The 15,298-nt window shown below is 69.5% G+C and carries 15 protein-coding genes and 3 pseudogenes; 8 read left to right on the top strand and 10 right to left on the bottom strand.

All coding sequences use genetic code 11. The features are described from left to right. Positions 1 to 20 precede the first annotated feature (20 nt). Positions 21 to 1,772, top strand: a pseudogene (locus tag QXH22_RS09910) (PE family protein); the annotation flags it as partial. A 1,569-nt stretch (positions 1,773 to 3,341) separates the two neighbouring features. Beyond that, positions 3,342 to 4,184, top strand: a pseudogene (locus QXH22_RS09915) (alkaline phosphatase family protein); the annotation flags it as partial. A 25-nt stretch (positions 4,185 to 4,209) separates the two neighbouring features. On the opposite strand, the gene QXH22_RS09920 reads toward QXH22_RS09915, so the two are convergent. Together QXH22_RS09920 and QXH22_RS09925 are read right to left on the bottom strand one after the other, a co-directional pair. Then, entirely contained in the window at positions 4,210 to 4,857 is a 648-nt protein-coding gene (locus QXH22_RS09920) for an LON peptidase substrate-binding domain-containing protein (RefSeq protein WP_371934178.1), read from the bottom strand. Continuing rightward, positions 4,835 to 5,452, bottom strand: a complete 618-nt coding sequence (locus QXH22_RS09925; protein WP_306275465.1) for a TetR/AcrR family transcriptional regulator — start codon at positions 5,450 to 5,452, stop codon at positions 4,835 to 4,837. Before QXH22_RS09925 ends, QXH22_RS09920 begins: the two co-directional genes overlap by 23 nt. 21 nt (positions 5,453 to 5,473) lie before the next feature. On the opposite strand from QXH22_RS09925, the gene QXH22_RS09930 reads away from it, so the two are divergent. After that, entirely contained in the window at positions 5,474 to 5,860 is a 387-nt protein-coding gene (locus tag QXH22_RS09930; protein ID WP_306242688.1) for a hypothetical protein, read from the top strand. A 21-nt stretch (positions 5,861 to 5,881) separates the two neighbouring features. On the opposite strand, the gene QXH22_RS09935 is transcribed toward QXH22_RS09930, so the two are convergent. The 4 genes from QXH22_RS09935 to QXH22_RS09950 are packed head-to-tail and all read right to left on the bottom strand — an operon-like array spanning position 5,882 to position 8,585. Then, entirely contained in the window at positions 5,882 to 7,012 is a 1,131-nt protein-coding gene (locus QXH22_RS09935) for a glutamate--cysteine ligase (RefSeq protein WP_306244467.1), read from the bottom strand. Between the two features lie 25 nt (positions 7,013 to 7,037). Further along, complete coding sequence (locus tag QXH22_RS09940) at positions 7,038 to 7,739, bottom strand: superoxide dismutase family protein (protein ID WP_306242690.1); 702 nt, start codon at positions 7,737 to 7,739, stop codon at positions 7,038 to 7,040. A gap of 38 nt (positions 7,740 to 7,777) precedes the next feature. Then, a complete protein-coding gene (locus QXH22_RS09945; protein WP_306242692.1) occupies positions 7,778 to 8,251 on the bottom strand; it encodes a LytR C-terminal domain-containing protein in 474 nt (157 codons plus the stop codon). A 25-nt stretch (positions 8,252 to 8,276) separates the two neighbouring features. Next, positions 8,277 to 8,585, bottom strand: a complete 309-nt coding sequence (locus tag QXH22_RS09950; RefSeq protein ID WP_306242694.1) for a DUF3263 domain-containing protein — start codon at positions 8,583 to 8,585, stop codon at positions 8,277 to 8,279. 276 nt (positions 8,586 to 8,861) lie between these two features. On the opposite strand from QXH22_RS09950, the gene QXH22_RS09955 reads away from it, so the two are divergent. The 4 genes and pseudogenes from QXH22_RS09955 to QXH22_RS09970 all read left to right on the top strand — a co-directional run bounded on the left by QXH22_RS09955 (position 8,862) and on the right by QXH22_RS09970 (position 11,408). Further along, positions 8,862 to 9,458 carry a peptide deformylase gene (locus QXH22_RS09955; protein ID WP_306242696.1) on the top strand — a complete coding sequence of 199 codons (597 nt, stop codon included), beginning with the start codon at positions 8,862 to 8,864 and terminating at the stop codon, positions 9,456 to 9,458. Then, a pseudogene (locus tag QXH22_RS09960) lies at positions 9,458 to 9,955 on the top strand (GNAT family N-acetyltransferase); the annotation flags it as partial. The gene QXH22_RS09955 and the pseudogene QXH22_RS09960, both read left to right, overlap by 1 nt. A gap of 139 nt (positions 9,956 to 10,094) precedes the next feature. Beyond that, entirely contained in the window at positions 10,095 to 10,901 is an 807-nt protein-coding gene (locus QXH22_RS09965) for an exodeoxyribonuclease III (RefSeq protein ID WP_306244469.1), read from the top strand. Between the two features lie 66 nt (positions 10,902 to 10,967). Next, positions 10,968 to 11,408, top strand: coding sequence for a hypothetical protein (locus tag QXH22_RS09970; protein WP_306242698.1), 441 nt, complete (start codon positions 10,968 to 10,970; stop codon positions 11,406 to 11,408). A gap of 60 nt (positions 11,409 to 11,468) precedes the next feature. On the opposite strand, the gene QXH22_RS09975 is transcribed toward QXH22_RS09970, so the two are convergent. Beyond that, positions 11,469 to 11,741 (bottom strand): Rv1535 domain-containing protein, encoded by a 273-nt coding sequence (locus QXH22_RS09975; RefSeq protein ID WP_306242700.1) that lies wholly within the window; start codon positions 11,739 to 11,741, stop codon positions 11,469 to 11,471. Here QXH22_RS09975 and QXH22_RS09980 point away from each other — a divergent pair. Next, a complete protein-coding gene (locus QXH22_RS09980) occupies positions 11,712 to 11,993 on the top strand; it encodes a hypothetical protein (protein WP_306242702.1) in 282 nt (93 codons plus the stop codon). The two genes, QXH22_RS09975 and QXH22_RS09980, sit on opposite strands and share 30 nt — an antisense overlap. On the opposite strand, the gene QXH22_RS09985 is transcribed toward QXH22_RS09980, so the two are convergent. The 3 genes from QXH22_RS09985 to QXH22_RS09995 all read right to left on the bottom strand — a co-directional run bounded on the left by QXH22_RS09985 (position 11,994) and on the right by QXH22_RS09995 (position 15,217). Beyond that, positions 11,994 to 14,120 carry a SpoIIE family protein phosphatase gene (locus QXH22_RS09985; RefSeq protein WP_306275466.1) on the bottom strand — a complete coding sequence of 709 codons (2,127 nt, stop codon included), beginning with the start codon at positions 14,118 to 14,120 and terminating at the stop codon, positions 11,994 to 11,996. Continuing rightward, entirely contained in the window at positions 14,117 to 14,467 is a 351-nt protein-coding gene (locus QXH22_RS09990; protein WP_306275467.1) for an STAS domain-containing protein, read from the bottom strand. The genes QXH22_RS09985 and QXH22_RS09990 overlap by 4 nt, the downstream gene beginning before the upstream one ends. A 102-nt stretch (positions 14,468 to 14,569) precedes the next feature. Beyond that, positions 14,570 to 15,217: a PAS and ANTAR domain-containing protein gene (locus QXH22_RS09995; protein ID WP_306276006.1), complete on the bottom strand. Its 648-nt coding sequence runs from the start codon at positions 15,215 to 15,217 to the stop codon at positions 14,570 to 14,572. Positions 15,218 to 15,298 lie beyond the last annotated feature (81 nt).

The raw sequence follows: 15,298 nt of genomic DNA on the forward strand, positions 1-15,298 counted from the left end.
CCCAATGATGGGAGCCGCAGATGTCGACTTTTCTGATCGCAGCACCTGAGGCTCTGGCCGCGGCGGCGGCGGATTTGAGTGGGATCGGGGAGGCGGTCAGGAAGGCGACGGCGTCGTGGGCGCCGTCGACCACGTCGGTGGCGGCGGCCGCCGCTGATGAGGTGTCGGCGGCGATTGCGGGGTTGTTCGGTAATTACGCGCAGACGTTTGTGGCGCTGGATGCGCAGGCGGCGGTCTTCGAGGCGCAGTTTGCCCAGGCGTTGAGTGCGGGGGCGGGCGCGTATGCCAGCGCGGAGGCGGTGAATCTGTCGGCGCTGCAGAACGTGGATCTGCATGCGCTGGGCGAGCAGCTTTTGGCTCCGATCAACGGTCCGGTGGTCGCGTTGACGGGGCGTCCGCTGATCGGCAACGGCGCCAACGGCGCTCCCGGGACCGGCGCCGGCGGCGGCGCCGGCGGCTGGCTGCTGGGTGACGGTGGGGCCGGCGGGTCCGGGCAGGCCGGTTTAGCGGGTGGGGCCGGCGGGGCCGCGGGACTGATCGGCAGCGGGGGATCCGGCGGCGCCGGAGGTATCGGAGGTGGAACCGGCGGCGCCGGCGGCGCCGGGGGCTGGCTGCTGGGTACCGGCGGGGCCGGTGGGACCGGCGGATTCGTGGTGGCCGGGACCGCGGGTGCAGGCGGGGCCGGTGGGGCCGGCGGCTTGTTCGGCGCGGGCGGGGTCGGCGGGATCGGCGGGCTTTCTGACACGGGTGCCGGCGGGACTGGTGGAACCGGTGGAGCCGGCGGGTTGCTCGGCGGGCTGGTCGGGGCCGGCGGCGGGGCCGGTGGCGCCGGCGGAGCCGGGGCTGTCGGCGGCATCGGTGGGACCGGTGGAGCCGGGGGCCCGCTGTTCGGCGCCGGCGGTGGCGGCGGCACCGGCGGGTTGGGGCTGACCGGGGCCGGCGGAGCCGGCGGGACCGGCGGCGCCGCCGGCCCGGTGTTCGGCAACGGCGGCGCGGGTGGGACCGGGGGCACCAGCATGCTCGGAGACGGCGGCGCCGGCGGAGCCGGCGGGCACGCCGGTGCGCTGGGCTCCGGGGGTATCGGCGGGGCCGGCGGGGTCACATTCGGCGCGGGCACCGGCGGCCACGGTGGGGCCGGCGGGGATGCTGGCTGGTTCGGGTTCGGCGGGGTCGGCGGGGCCGGAGGCTTCGCGGGCGCCGGGGCCGGCGGGGCCGGTGGAGCCGGAGGAGCCGGAGCGCTGCTGGTCGGCAGTGGCGGGGCCGGCGGAGCCGGCGCTCAGGGCGCCCCGCTCAACGCGGGCGGGGCCGGCGGCCCCGGCGGCAAAGCGGTACTCCTCGGCCTCGGCGGGGTCGGCGGCGTGGGTGGGCTGGGCATCGTGGCCGGCGCCACCGGCACCACCGGCGCCAACGGCCTGCTGCTGCCCGCCGCGGCGCTCAACGTGATCAACACCCCGAGTGTGGCGCTGACCGGGCGCCCACTGATCGGCAACGGCGCCCCGGGTGCGGCCGGCACCGGCGCCGCTGGCGGTCCGGGCGGGTGGCTGCTCGGCGACGGTGGAGCCGGCGGGTCCGGCGCCAACGGCATCCCCGGTGGACCTGGCGGTGCCGCCGGGCTGTTGGGCACCGGCGGGACCGGCGGGGCCGGTGGATTCGGTGCCACCGGGGTCGGGCGCGCGGGCGGCCAGGGCGGCAACGGCGGGCTGTTCTTCGGCACCGGCGGCAGCGGCGGGGCCGGCGGCGCCGGCGCCCCGGCCGGGGTCGACGCCAACGGCGGCGGTGGTGGAGCCGGCGGGACCGGTGGGCTGTTCGGCGGCGGGGGCGCGGGCGGCAGCGGCGGCATGGCCGGGGCCACGACCGCGGGTCTGCGCGGCGGCGGCGGCGGGGTCGGCGGGGCCAGCGGCGCCTTCAGCGGGCTGCTCGGCGCCACCGGCGGAGGCGGCGGGGTCGGCGGCGCCGGCGACATCGGCGGTCCCGGCGGGGCCGGCGGCCCGTCCGGCATCAGCGGTTCGATCTTCGGCGGCGGCGCCGGCACCATCGGCGGCTCGCTGATCGGCGCCGGTGGCGCCGGCGGTGACGGCGGCATCGGCATCACGACCGCCGGCCCCGGCGCGGCCGGGGGCGCAGGCGGACAGTTCATCGGCACCGGCGGGGCCGGCGGGGCCGGCGGCACCAGCCAAGCCGGCGCCAGCGGCCTGGGCGGACCCGGCGGCACCGCCGGCCTGCTGGGCTCCGGCGGTGCCGGCGGGGCAGGCGGCGCCGGATTCCTCGGCGGTCAGGGCGGGATCGGCGGCAACGCGAATCTGCTCGGCGTAGGCGGGGCAGGCGGTGCCGGCGGAATCTCCGTCGCAGGCCCCGGCGGCGCCGGCGGTTACGGCGGAACCGGCGGCTCACTACTGGGCAACGGCGGTTCCGGAGGACCCGGCGCAGAAGCCGCGCCCGGCCAAAGCGGCGGCCGCGGCGGCATCGGCGGCAACTCGGTGCTCATCGGCAACGGCGGCAACGGCGGCAACGGCGGCTACTCCCCCACCCTCAACCTGCTCGGCCGCCCCGGCACCATCGGCACCGGCGGCTGGCTCGCCGGCCACAACGGCATCCCCGGCCTGCCCATGAGCCCCAACCTGCTCGTCAACGGCAGCTTCGAATCTGCCAGCCCGTCCATAACGGGCTTCAGCTCGGTGACCATCCCCGGCTGGACGGTCACCGGCACCCCGACGATCATTCCCTACGGCACCGCGCTCACTTATCCCTCGCCGACGTCGACTCCGTTCCCGACGCTGCCGAATTTCCTGGGCCTGGGCTTCCCCGGCAACCCTTCCCCGGGCGCGGGCAGCAACTTCGCCGGCGGCGGTCCCGTGGCCACGTCGTCGATCAGCCAGACCGTCAATCTGGCCGCCGCAACGGCCAACATCAACACCGGCACCGTCCCCTATACCCTCAGCGGACTGCTCGGCGGCTACCTCCTGGACCCGTCCTCGACCTCGGTCCAGGTCACCTTCCTCAATGCCAACGGGGTCGCGCTGGGGACCGGCTCGATCGGGCCGGTGTCGACGATCGACCGCCTGGGGATGACCGGATTCCAGGCCCGCGATATCTCCGGCACGGTCCCGGTCGGCACCACCTCCGCGGTCGTCACCGCGACCTTCACCGACCGCAACCCGATCCTGGGCAACTACAACGGCGCCTTCGCCGACAACCTGTCGTTCACGGTCGGCGACCCCACCCTGGCCGCGCCGGTGCTCACGGTGCCCACGTCGAACGTCGGCCAACTCGACCACGTCTACCTGATCTACATGGAGAACAAGGGCGCCGCCGACATCCTGGGCAGCGTCAACGCTCCCTACCTCAACAGCCTGCTCAACTCCTACGGCTACGCCAACAACTACTACGCACTGGGCCACCCCAGCGACCCGAACTACTTCCGGATCATGGGCGGATCGGACTTCGGCCTGATCTACAACCCCACCTCGCCGTCCATCAACGCCCCCAGCCTGATGGAAGCCATGGACAACGCCGGTATCTCGTGGGTGGGCTATGCGCAGGGAATGCCGTATCCGGGCGCCATCGTGTCGTCCGGGGACTACGCCGTCGACGCGCTACCTTTCGCCCAGTTCACCTACGTCTACAACAACCCCAATCCGGGCTACCTGCAGACCCACCTGCAGCCGCTGACACAGTTGAGCATTGACCTACAGTCCACGGCAACCACCCCGAGGTTCTCGTGGATCGCAGCCGACGGTTCCTACAACATGGAAGGTCCGGTCGATTTCCCGACCGGTGCAGCGAATTGGCTTGCCAGCCAGCTCACCAACCACCAATACAACGTCGCGGCCGGCGACCACTTTCTCCAGCAGACGGTCTCCACCATCCAGAACTCGGCGTCGTGGAACACCAACAATGCGAACGCGAAGTCGGCGATCATCATCACGTTCGACGAGGACTACAACAACTTGTCCCTGGGCATCGGCAACCAAGGCAACCTCATCAACACGGTGATCATCCCGAACGACGCGGCCGTGACGTTCGGAGGCATGCAATCCGGGCACTTCGTCACCAACACCCGCTACGACCACTACGGCCTGATGTCGACACTCGAATACGCGTTGAGTCCAACCGCGGGAACGCCGCTGACCACGCTGACCTACAACGACAAGTACGCCATACCGTTGAACGATTTCTGGACCTGATAGTCGAGGCCGCCCCTCGGGTCGATCACTCCGACAACTGAAACTCCACCATCGCGGCAACCGAGTCCACCGCGTCGAGCAACGCGGCCAACCGGTCCGCGGCCGACGGTGCCGACAGGACGGCGTAGCGGTCGGCCGGTCCCATCGGTACCCGAGATGCCAACGCGTACAGCAGGTGTGACAGCTCGGCGCCTTCTTCGTAGTCGAATACCGCGTCCCGGCTCGGCAGTTCAGCACCCTGCATCTCGGCGATCCGCTCGAACAACGCCCACACCCGGTCCTCGGCGTCGAGGAACGCGGCGGGGGTCAACGGCGGCCCGGGCTCGTCGGGCCACACCTGCACCCGGGCCCGCGGGTAGGGGTCGTCCGGCAACCACTGCAGCACTTTGATGCGTTCGCCCATCCGGCACTGCAGGGCGTAGCGGCCCGCGCCGGCGTCGGCGTAGTCGACGATGGTCGCCAGGGTGCCGACGTCGCAGCGCGCGTCCCCCCCGCCGACTTCGCGGCCGCGGGAGATCAGCACCACGCCGAAGCGGGGGTCGGGGTTGTCCAGGCAATCCCGAACCAGCGCGGCGTAGCGGGGTTCGAAGATGCGCAACGGCAGATCCTCATCCGGCAACAGCGCCGATTCGAGGGGAAACATCGCCACATCAAGTGATTCCATCCGCCTCATCCCCTTTCTCCCCATAACTATGCAGCACCGCGCGGGCGGCAGCCGCGACATCGGCTTCCAGCCAATCCGGCATCGGATCGTCCTGAGCGTGACGACGCACCACGGCATAGGGCAGATCGGAGACGGCGCGGTACACCGCGTCCTGAGCCCGCGGCTCGCCGCTGCCGTAGAGCCGGTGCGTCAACTCGTGCATCCGCTGGGTCAGCGGCGCATTCATCGCGGCCAGGGTCTCCCGGAATTTGGTGTCGGAGTGGCCGTCGACCAGGTCGGCCGGCCGGATGGTCAGCAACAGTCGCGCGTCGTCGGGAAACTCACGTGCGAAGGCGATGGCAGACACGGCCATGGCCACGGCGTGGTCCACGGCGGTGTCGCCGGTCGCCGCGAGCGCGCGCTGCTGGAACCGGTCCAGCGCCCGCAACCAGGCGGCCATCACCACGCCGTCGCGATTGCCGAAACGGTGGTACAGCGTGCCGGCCGGGGCGCCGCTGGCTTTGGCTATCGCCGCGACGCTGGCCGCCCGCGGGCCGGCCGTGAGCACCAGCGCCCGGGTCGCATCCAGAATCAGGTCGGTTTCGTGCTTCCGCGGAGGTGCCACGATCTAGTATGGTCCTTCTATATGGAACGATTACCCTATATCGATGAGCATGCTATCGCGATACCCGCCTCCCCGGCACAAGCCTGGGCCGCGCTGCTGGCCAAGACCTGTCGCGATCCCGCAGACCCCCGCACTGTTCCCCTCGGCTTCGCCCTCGAGGAGGCCACCCCGCCGCGCCGGCTCGCACTAAAGGGCCGCCACCCGTTCGCGGCCTATCGCCTGGTGTACGAGCTGGACCCGGACGGCGGCGGAGTCCGGTTGCGCGCGTTGACATTTGCCGCTTTCCCGGGCTTGCGCGGCAAGGTGTACCGCGCACTGGTCATCGGCAGCGGGGCCCACCGGATCGTGGTGCGCCGGATGCTGCGGCGGATCGCCGCCCGTACCCACGGAAATCGAGTGTGCGTCTGAGAACACTCGAATTCGCGAGGGTCAGATATCGAGCTCGGCCACCAGTGCGTCGACGACCGATCGCAGATCGCCGTCGTGCTCCTCGGCCACCCGCCGCTGCCGTTGATAGGACGCACCGCGGCGCGGGATGTCGGCCACCGCCGCCAATTCGTCAGAACACTTGAGCGACTTGGCAATCGGTTCCAACCGATTCAGCACGTCATCGAGGTCCTCGGTGACCAGCCGCTCGTTGCTGTCGGCATCCAGGATGATCACCGCGTCCAGCCCGTACCGGGCGGCGCGCCACTTGTTCTCCTGCACATGCCAGGGCGGCATGGTCGGCAGCGGCTGATCGGCCTCCAGGCGGCGGTCCAGGTCGACGATCAGGCAGTGCGTCAACGCGACCAGCGCGCCCAGCTCCCGCAGATTGGACACGCCGTCGCAGATCCGCACCTCGAGCGTGCCCAGATGCGGGGACGGCCTTACGTCCCAACGGACTTCGTCGACGTGGTCGATGATCCCGGTCTTCTTCTGGTCGTAGACGAAGCCCTCGAACTCAGACCATTTCTGAAATTGGAACGGCAGCCCAGCGGTGGGCAGCTGCTGGAACATCATCGACCGATTGCTCGCGTAGCCGGTGTCCTCTCCGCCCCACCACGGCGACGACGCCGACAGCGCCAGCAGGTGGGGGTACTGGTTGAGCAGGGACGACATGATGGGCATGACCTTGTTGGCCGAGGAGATCCCGACGTGCACGTGCACGCCCCAGATCAGCATCTGCCGGCCCCACCACTGGGTGCGCTTAATAAGCTCGGCGTAACGCGGTGCGTCGGTGAGCTTCTGGTTGGACCACTGCGCGAACGGGTGGGTGCCGGCGCAGAACAACTCCATGCCGCGGTCGCGCACGATCCGGCGGGCCGGGCCCAGAGTGTTGCGCAGGTCCTGCATCGCCTCGGCGGCGTTCTCGCAGATGCCGCTGACCACTTCGACCGTGTTGCGCAGCAATTCCTTGTGAACGCGCGGGTTTTCACCGATCTCGGCGATGACCGCGGTTGCCTCGTTGCTCAGGTCCCGGGTGCCGGCGTCGACGAGTGCGAACTCCCACTCCACACCCACGGTGGGCCGTGGCGAACGAGCGAAGTCGATGTGGCTGCGCGCCCTGCTGGTGGGCAGGTTCCCCAGACCGTTGACCGGGCCCTTACCCGGATCCAATGACACCGCACGCCACCCGCTTGCCGGCGTCACCGGTTGTCATCGTCGTCTCGTCAGGACCGGGCGTTCCGTCGTTCTGCTTGTAACGATCGGCCGGGATGTTCGCGAAGTTGTCGGCGCCGGCATGGATGATGATCGCGGTCTTGGCTCCGGAGGTCAGGTCGTCCATGGTGAAGGCGTCCGTGGTGGTCACCAGCATGCCCGAGCCGTCCTTGCGCACCTGCAGCGGCGGCAGGTCACCGCTGGAGTGGCCACTGGGTCCTCCGGGCAGCTGCAGGTGCCCACCCGCGGACAGGAAGTCGCCGGGTGCGCCACCGTTGGGGGCCACGGAGTTGGCCTCACACTTGCCCACCTTGTGCAGGTGCATGCCGTGGAAGCCGGGCGAGAGCGCGCCGGTGCCGGTCGTCGCGACCGTCACGGTGGCGTAGCCGTTGCCGAACTCGAACTTCGCCGTGGCGATCTGCGCGCCGTCGGGACCCTTCAGCACCGTCATCAGCATCTGGGCCGACGCGCCCGCCTGCGGACTGGGCGTCGCCTCCTGATGACCGGAGGTCGACGGCGCCGAGGATCCCGTCCAGACCGACGGGGTCGTACCCGGAGTCGTCGTAGCGTGCTGGGGAGAGGAGCAGGCGCTCAGCAGAGCGACAGACGTTACGGCTGCGACTTTCAAACCGGCAGGCTTAGGCATAGCGGAGAGCCTAGCGTGGCGACGGTCTGGAATCAGCGTCAACCCATCACCAAAACGATGACGCCCGGCGGCTGGTCGGAAAGTGCCGAGATCCGCTTTTCCACCGGCGCTCCCAGCTTCTTGCCCACCGCGTCGGCGGTAGCCTTCTCACTCTCTTCGCCGTAGTAGACGGTGGTCGCCGTGACGTCGGAAACGGAGAGGTTGGTCACCTCGGTCACCTTGAACCCGGCGGCCTTGAGCTCGTCGGCCGTCGACTTGGCGATGCCTTCCTTCGACGAGATGTTGTACACCCGCACCTCGGCCTCGTTGGCGGCTGCCGGCTTGGCGCTGGTCGACGAGGATGGCGCCGTGGTGACCGACACCGTGCTGACCGGCGATGCGTCGTCGTCGGACTTCCCCGAGGAGTCCAGGGCCTGCCAGCCGAGCAGCAGGAAGATGACGCCCAGGAACAAAAGCACCATCACCATGGCCCGCAGGGGAAGCCCGGAAGAGTCGGGTACGCGCTCGTTCATCGAGCCCACTGTAGCCGGGGGGCCGTCAGGTCACCTCGAAGCCGAGTCGGCGGGCCGCGCGGGCCTTCTGACGGCTGGCCCGCAGCCGCCTCAGCCGCTTCACCAGCATCGGGTCGGCCGCCAACGCCTCCGGGCGGTCGACGAGCGCGTTGAGGACCTGGTAGTAGCGCGTCGCCGACATCGAGAACAGCTCTTTGATGGCGTCCTCTTTGACGCCCGCGAACTTCCACCACTGACGTTCGAACGCCAGGATGTCGTGTTCGCGACGGGTCAGCCCATCGGCGACCTCAGCGTTGTCCCCCGATCGATTTGCCCGCGCCATGGCGCTGTCCATATCGCTTCCCCTGGACCCTTCCGGCGAAAACTCGATTGAATCGAATGACCTGACCTAGATCGGGGGCATTCTCCGGCGATTATTGAAACACGCCGCATTCTGCTGGGCCGGAAACCAGACCCGCGCGTCGGCCGAGTTGCTTTGGAATACGCGGCCTCTCCGCGTTCCAGGATGCCTGGCAGACGGGCTCGACGGTCCCGCCCCCGTCGGATTGGTCACACTTGCCGCGCGGCCCGTTCCGGACCGTGCCGATCGCACGCCTTAAGCTAGCCGACCATGGCCGTCGTACCCATCCGCATCGTGGGCGATCCCGTCTTGCACAACCCGACAACGCCGATCACGGTCGGCGCCGACGGATCGCTCCCGGCCGATCTGCCCACGCTGATCAAGGACATGTACGACACGATGGACGCCGCCCACGGCGTCGGCCTGGCCGCCAACCAGATCGGCTTCGGGCTGCGGGTGTTCGTCTACGACTGCTCCGACGACCGCGGGCTGACCAACCGCCGCCGCGGGGTCGTGGTCAATCCGGTACTGGAAACCTCCGAGATCCCCGAGACGATGCCGTCCGCCGGCCACGACGACGACGAGGGGTGCCTGTCGGTTCCGGGCGAGTCCTTCCCCACCGGACGTGCCGACTGGGCCCGGGTCACCGGCCTGGACGGCGACGGAAAGCCAATCTCCATCGAGGGCACCGGCCTGTTCGCCCGCATGCTGCAGCACGAGACCGGACACCTGGACGGTTTTCTCTACGTCGACTGCCTGATCGGCCGGCACGCCCGGGCTGCCAAACGGGCCATCAAGTCGCACGGCTGGGGTATTCCCGGCCTGTCCTGGCTGCCGGGCGAGGGACCCGACCCGTTCGGTCACTGATGTTCTCGTGGCCGGCCCTCGGTACGCGGGTGACGGTGCGGTACCGCCGGCCCCCCGGGTCGGTGCCGCCACTGACGGACGCGGTGGGCCACCTGTTGGCCACCGACCCGACGGTGCGGGTGCAGACCAAGTCCGGCGCCGTGGTCGAGGTCGCCCCGGCCGATGTCACGGCACTACGCGTGCTGACCGGCGCGCCGGTCCGCACCGCCGACATCCGCCGGCTCGAGTGCACCGCTGCGACGGATGCACCCGGTACCGAGCAACAGTGGCTGGAGGGCTGGCTACTGCGCGCACACGGCCCCAACCTGGCCGGTAATTCCGCAGTGCCACTTGACATTTCGGCTCACTCCGGCACCATAGCGGAGATCTTCGACTGGTACGACCAACGCGGACTGACCCCGCGACTGCTGATCCCCGACCGCCTACTGTCACCGCCCCCGGGCCTGGTCTGCGAGCTCGTCGAGCAGCTCCTGGTCCGCAACACGACAGCGGAGGCCCCGGAGTACATATGCCTTCCGGAAGCCGAATCCACCTCCGCAGCAGTGCAATCAGGCTTCCGGCTGCACCATCGCCGCCGCTACCTCGTCCGCCCCTGACCCGCGCCACTGATAGGAGACTCACCTCATGTCCGAAGTCTTGCGGCTGGCCACCTGGAACGTGAACTCGATCCGCACCCGCCTGGACCGCGTCGTCGACTGGCTCGATCGCGCCGAGGTCGACGTGCTGGCGATGCAGGAGACCAAGTGCTCGGACACCCAATTCCCCGCGCTGCCACTGATCGAGCGCGGCTACGAGGTGGCACACGTCGGTTTCAACCAGTGGAACGGCGTGGCGATCGCGTCCCGCGTCGGACTTCAGGACGTGCAGGTCGGGTTCGACGGTCAACCGGCCTGGAGCGGCAAGCCCGACGTGGCCGCGGCGTCCGAGGCCCGGGCCGTGGGCGCCACCTGCGGCGGCGTCCGGGTATGGAGCCTGTACGTGCCCAACGGCCGTGCGCTGGACGATCCGCATTACGCCTACAAGCTGGAATGGCTTGCTGCACTTCGCAATACGGCCGAAAGCTGGCTGCGCACGGATCCGTCGGCGCCCATCGCGCTGGTCGGCGACTGGAACATCGCACCCACCGACGAGGACGTCTGGAGCACCGAGTTCTACCAGGGCTGCACGCACGTCTCCGAACCGGAGCGACAGGCGTTCAACGCGATCGTCGACGCCCAATTCACTGACCTGGTGCGGCCTTTCACCCCGGGACCGGGGGTGTACACCTACTGGGACTACACCCAGCTGCGCTTTCCGAAAAGGCAGGGCATGCGGATCGACTTCATCCTCGGCTCACCCGCGTTGGCTGCCCGGGTGGTGGATGCGCAGATCGTGCGCGACGAACGCAAGGGGAAAGCGCCCAGCGACCACGCACCGGTGCTCGTGGACCTGCGTAGCAGCTGAGAATCTCTGGTCATGCGGGCGGTAGGGGGGTATACAAACAGGAGAAACTGAGGGCAGGGAGGCATCATGGGTGTCGTCGATCAAGCGCTGCGGGGCGTGGGGCGAACGGTGAGTCGCGCCGCGACGGCGACAACGTCCGCCGCCGGGGCAGTCGGCGGGGCAGCCGTCAACGGCATCGTCGGCGGCGTCAAGGGCGCCGCGGAGGGCATCCAGCAGGGCCTCAGCACCGGAAGCAAGTCCACGCCGGCGGCGGCGCTGGCCATCGGCGCGATCGGCGCGGCAGGTCTGGTGGAATGGCCGATCCTGTTGGCCGTGGGCGGCGGCGCTCTGCTGCTCCGGAAGCTCAGTCACTCACCCGAGCCGCCGGTCCAGGCCGCGCAGCCGGCGAAGGCCAAGCTCGCGCCGGTCCCCGACGAGCCGCCGGCCAAGAAAGCTCCCGCGAAAACGGCGGCGAAGAAGACGGCGGGCCGCCGGGCCGGCCCCACCGGCCTGCGCAGCACCAACTGACCCTGCGCAGCACCAACTGACCCTGCGTAGCACCAACTGGCGAGGCGTCGATTCAGCTCATCAACCGGTTGCCCGGCGGTACGTCGGCTGCGCGGCGACCAGCCGCGGCTGCCGCCGCTCGGCCGTCCCGACCTCCAGCACGCCAACACGCCACAACAGCGCATAAAGTTCGGTTAGCGGCCCCCTCAGCAACACCGCGAACGACGCAGCGAGCGGGTCGGTCGGGTGTTCTGTCGTCGTCATATCTCCGACGGTGACCGCACCAACCGGCAGGATGGCAAATCCGACGTTACCGAAAGGCAAATGATGGCGGAAAAGAAAGAACGCCGGCACACTCCGCAGCGAGAGGCTGTGGACCGGATCCGGTCGGCACACACCTTTGCGGTCAACCTGCCAATCGTGGGGCGGGTGACGGTGCCGCCACCCGAGCAGCTGGCCTATTTCGGTGGGCTTATCGCCCTCACCGCCTTCGAGTTGATCGACTGGCCCGTCGCCCTGGTGATCGGCACCGGCCACCTGTTGGCCAGTAATCACCACAACCAGATCCTGGAGGAGATCGGCGAGGCGCTCGAAGAGGCCGATTAATCAGCGGGCACTGTCGAAGCGCAGCGTCACCCGGGTTCCGCCGGCGGTGCGCACGGTTTCCACCTGGTCGGCCAGGCCGCTGATCAGGGTGAGCCCACGGCCCCGCCGCCGGCTTCGCCGGCTGGCCGACGAGTCACCTACCCAGCGGCCGGAGTCACTGACGCTGATCGACACCCCGTCGTGGCGCAGAAACGCCTCGATCGACACCGTTTTGCGGGCCTCGCCCCCGCTCCCGTGCTCGATGGCGTTGGTGACGGCTTCGCTCACCGCCAGCAATATCTCCTCTGCCCGGCCGACATCCCGGCCGCCGGCCGTCGTGACCAGCCACTCCCGCAGCCGGATCCGCACCTCGGGAACGTGGTCGGAGGTGGCCGGCACCACCGTGGCGAAACTGCGGCTACCCGCATGCCGCGGCCGCACGGCGAGCACCACCACGTCGTCGCGGTAGCCGCCCGGCGGAGACATCCGGCGCAGCAGCTCGGCGCACACTGATTCGACGGGCAGGTCGGCGCACTCGGCTGCTGCGGCCCTGAGTCGCTCGAAGCCTTCGTGCAGCGTCTCGCCGGCCCGCTCTATCAGACCGTCGGTGTAGAGCAGGATCAGACTTCCCGGCGGCAGATCAGCGGTCGCGGTCACCGCCGTGTCCCCCGCTGCACTGGTCGCCACCGGCGCCCGGCGCCCCGCTTGCAGGTAAACGGGACTGCCTTCCGGGCGGACCAGCAACGGATACGGATGTCCCGCACAGAGATAGCTGATGCGCGCCGGTTGCACGCCGGTGTCGATGGCCGCGTAGGCGACGGTGGCGCAACGTGCACCGGCCACGGTCTGCGCATAACGGTCCAGGGCGCCCAGCACACTGGCCGGGTCGGCGGCGGTCAGCGCCGACACGGTGACCGCGGCGCGCAGCCTGCTCATCACGATCGCCGCCGGCAGACCGTGGCCCACCACGTCACCCACCGATATGCCGATCCGGTCGGGATGGTCGAGCGCGGTGGCCGAGAACCAGTCACCACCCACTCGCATCACCTCGCCCGCCGGCTGGTAGACGGCCGCAACCACCGCGGCGGTCGACCCGCGGTCCAGGTCCAGCAGGTGCTCCTGGAAGTCCACGGCGATGCGGTGTTCACGCGAGGCCAGCCGGATCCGGTCCAGCGCCGACTGGGTGATGTCGGCGGTTCGGGCGAACAACTCCAGCTCGGAGTCCGCAAAGCGGCGCGGCTGGCGCCACAACAGGGTGAGCACGCCGACCACGCGTCCGCTGCCGGCCCGCAACGGGTGCGCCACACAGGCCCGGACGCTGCCCGCGGTGTCGTTCACCGCGTGGCTGTAGCGCGCGGGCAGATCAAGGGTGTCGGGGATGATCATCCGCTGGCCGGTCACGATGACGTCGACGCCCACCAGGGGACTGTCCAGCCTGGCAACGTGGTAGCGGTCGCGCAGTTCGGCCGGCAGAGCCCCGCCGAATTCGAACTGGACATGGTCCTCACCGTCGACAACCACGCCGATCGCCGCGGCGGCGGCATCGCCGCTGGCGAACGGGGAGCGCAACACCGCGTCCAGCAGAGCGGCTATCGAGTCTGCCCGCTGGACCGCGGCGTCCAGCTGCAGCAGGCCGGGCGACTGCTCGGCGCGCTGCCGGGCAACCGGGCCGGCCGCACCGGTGACCGCGGCCGTCACCGCACTGACCGCTCCGTCACCGCCCAGTACCGGATTGACGGCGAACGTGAAGTGCCGCACCGCCGAACCACCTACAACCGGCAGCATCAGGCCGTGCGACAAGGTCGCGACGCCGGTTGACAGAACGCCATTGAGGATCGGGCCGATCTGATCCCACTCGTCCCGCCACAATTCGCGGGCCGTCTGGCCCAGCGCCCCGGGGTGATCGTCACCCAGCAGCGTGAGATAAGCGTCGTTGTGCCAGACGAACAGCTCAGCTGCGTGCAGAAACACGATGGTGGGCGACCCCGACGTGAGGGCATTGGCCACCGTTGTGCGTATCTCGGACGTCCATCCCCGCGGCGGACCGAGCGGATGGGCGGCCCAATCGAAGTCGGCGAATCTCCGCCCCATCTCGCCACCGAGCGTGACCGCAGTCTTGAGGTCAGCCGGCAGCGAGAGAGGGTTCATCGTTGCAACGCGTCAGACACTGTCGGATAGATCTCGAAGATTCGGTCCAGCTCGGTCACCCGGATCGGCTGCAGCACCTGCGGGTGGTCGGCCACCAGCCGGACCACCGTCCCGGCGGCCCGGCCCGCCTCGTGGCAGTCGAGCACCGCGTTCAATCCGGCGCTCCCGAAAAAGTTCACCGCCTGCAGGTCGACGATCACCAGACGCCGCGGGTGCGTCCTGGCGACGTCGAGTGCAGCGGCCAACTGATCGCGCAGGTAATCAGCGGTGCTGGAGTCGACGTCGCCCTTGACGAGCACGATTACCGCCTCCTCGCCCGACTCATACGCGACCTCCAGCAACTCCATTCGTTACCCGCCTAAATGTGTCAAATTTCGGCCGGTGGTTAAGGTGCGGATGCCCGAATCCGCTACCTTTCCCGTCCCAGGTAGGTGGAGCCTAACGCCGGGTCAGCGTGCGGAATCCTCAGGGATGCGCTCGTGCACCGTGAGCAACAGGTGGTCGAACTGACTCTGGGCGACGGTGGACGGGTGGTCCAGGGAGCTGACCTCATCCAGCAGCTGCTTGGCCAGCTCGCGCAGTTTGGTGTTCGTCTCCTGCGATCGCCACTGCAGCACCCGAAAGGCCTGCTCGGGACTCACCCGGTAGACGTACATCAGCACACCCTTGGCCTGCTCAATCGCCGCGCGGTTCTCGAACAGGTCCGGCAGGGCGTCGTCGAGCACCTCCTGACGCGCCTGGTCGAAGCTGTTGGTGAGGTCGATGTAATGACCGGCGGTGCCCAGCACGGCCCCGTTGTCGTCCAGCATCCGGTCGGCCACCACGATCGCGTCGTGCACCGTGCCTGCGGTGTCGATGAACCGGTGCCGACTCGAGAACGGCTCCCCGGACCGCAGCGCATAATCCAGCAGATCCTGCACGTGGGCGCGGTCGTCGGGATGCTTGTGGGACATCAGCAGCTTGGTCGTGGGTTCCACGGCGTCCGGCTCGTACCCGTGCATCCGGGCCATCTCGTCGGACCACTCCCAGCGCTGTCCGACGAACCAGAACCGGAAGCTGCCGACGTTCAGGTAGGGCCGGGCTCCGGCCGGCAGCACAGGACTGGCAGACTGCTCGCGACCATCGCTCTGCACCCGGCCATCATCCCATCACGTCCCGGCCGCGGCCACCTCACCTTT

The organism is Mycobacterium sp. TY814 (genome assembly GCF_030755175.1).
Lineage (GTDB): Bacteria > Actinomycetota > Actinomycetes > Mycobacteriales > Mycobacteriaceae > Mycobacterium.

What these genes read in the sequence shown, in the direction of transcription:
- QXH22_RS09955 (WP_306242696.1), top strand. Translation starts at nt 8,862, where the DNA reads ATGGCCGTCGTACCCATCCGCATCGTGGGCGATCCCGTCTTGCACAAC.
- QXH22_RS09940 (WP_306242690.1), bottom strand. Translation starts at nt 7,739, where the DNA reads ATGCCTAAGCCTGCCGGTTTGAAAGTCGCAGCCGTAACGTCTGTCGCT.
- QXH22_RS09980 (WP_306242702.1), top strand. Translation starts at nt 11,712, where the DNA reads ATGATGGCGGAAAAGAAAGAACGCCGGCACACTCCGCAGCGAGAGGCT.
- QXH22_RS09985 (WP_306275466.1), bottom strand. Translation starts at nt 14,120, where the DNA reads ATGAACCCTCTCTCGCTGCCGGCTGACCTCAAGACTGCGGTCACGCTC.
- QXH22_RS09950 (WP_306242694.1), bottom strand. Translation starts at nt 8,585, where the DNA reads ATGGACAGCGCCATGGCGCGGGCAAATCGATCGGGGGACAACGCTGAG.
- QXH22_RS09990 (WP_306275467.1), bottom strand. Translation starts at nt 14,467, where the DNA reads ATGGAGTTGCTGGAGGTCGCGTATGAGTCGGGCGAGGAGGCGGTAATC.
- QXH22_RS09945 (WP_306242692.1), bottom strand. Translation starts at nt 8,251, where the DNA reads ATGAACGAGCGCGTACCCGACTCTTCCGGGCTTCCCCTGCGGGCCATG.
- QXH22_RS09970 (WP_306242698.1), top strand. Translation starts at nt 10,968, where the DNA reads ATGGGTGTCGTCGATCAAGCGCTGCGGGGCGTGGGGCGAACGGTGAGT.
- QXH22_RS09920 (WP_371934178.1), bottom strand. Translation starts at nt 4,857, where the DNA reads ATGAGGCGGATGGAATCACTTGATGTGGCGATGTTTCCCCTCGAATCG.
- QXH22_RS09930 (WP_306242688.1), top strand. Translation starts at nt 5,474, where the DNA reads ATGGAACGATTACCCTATATCGATGAGCATGCTATCGCGATACCCGCC.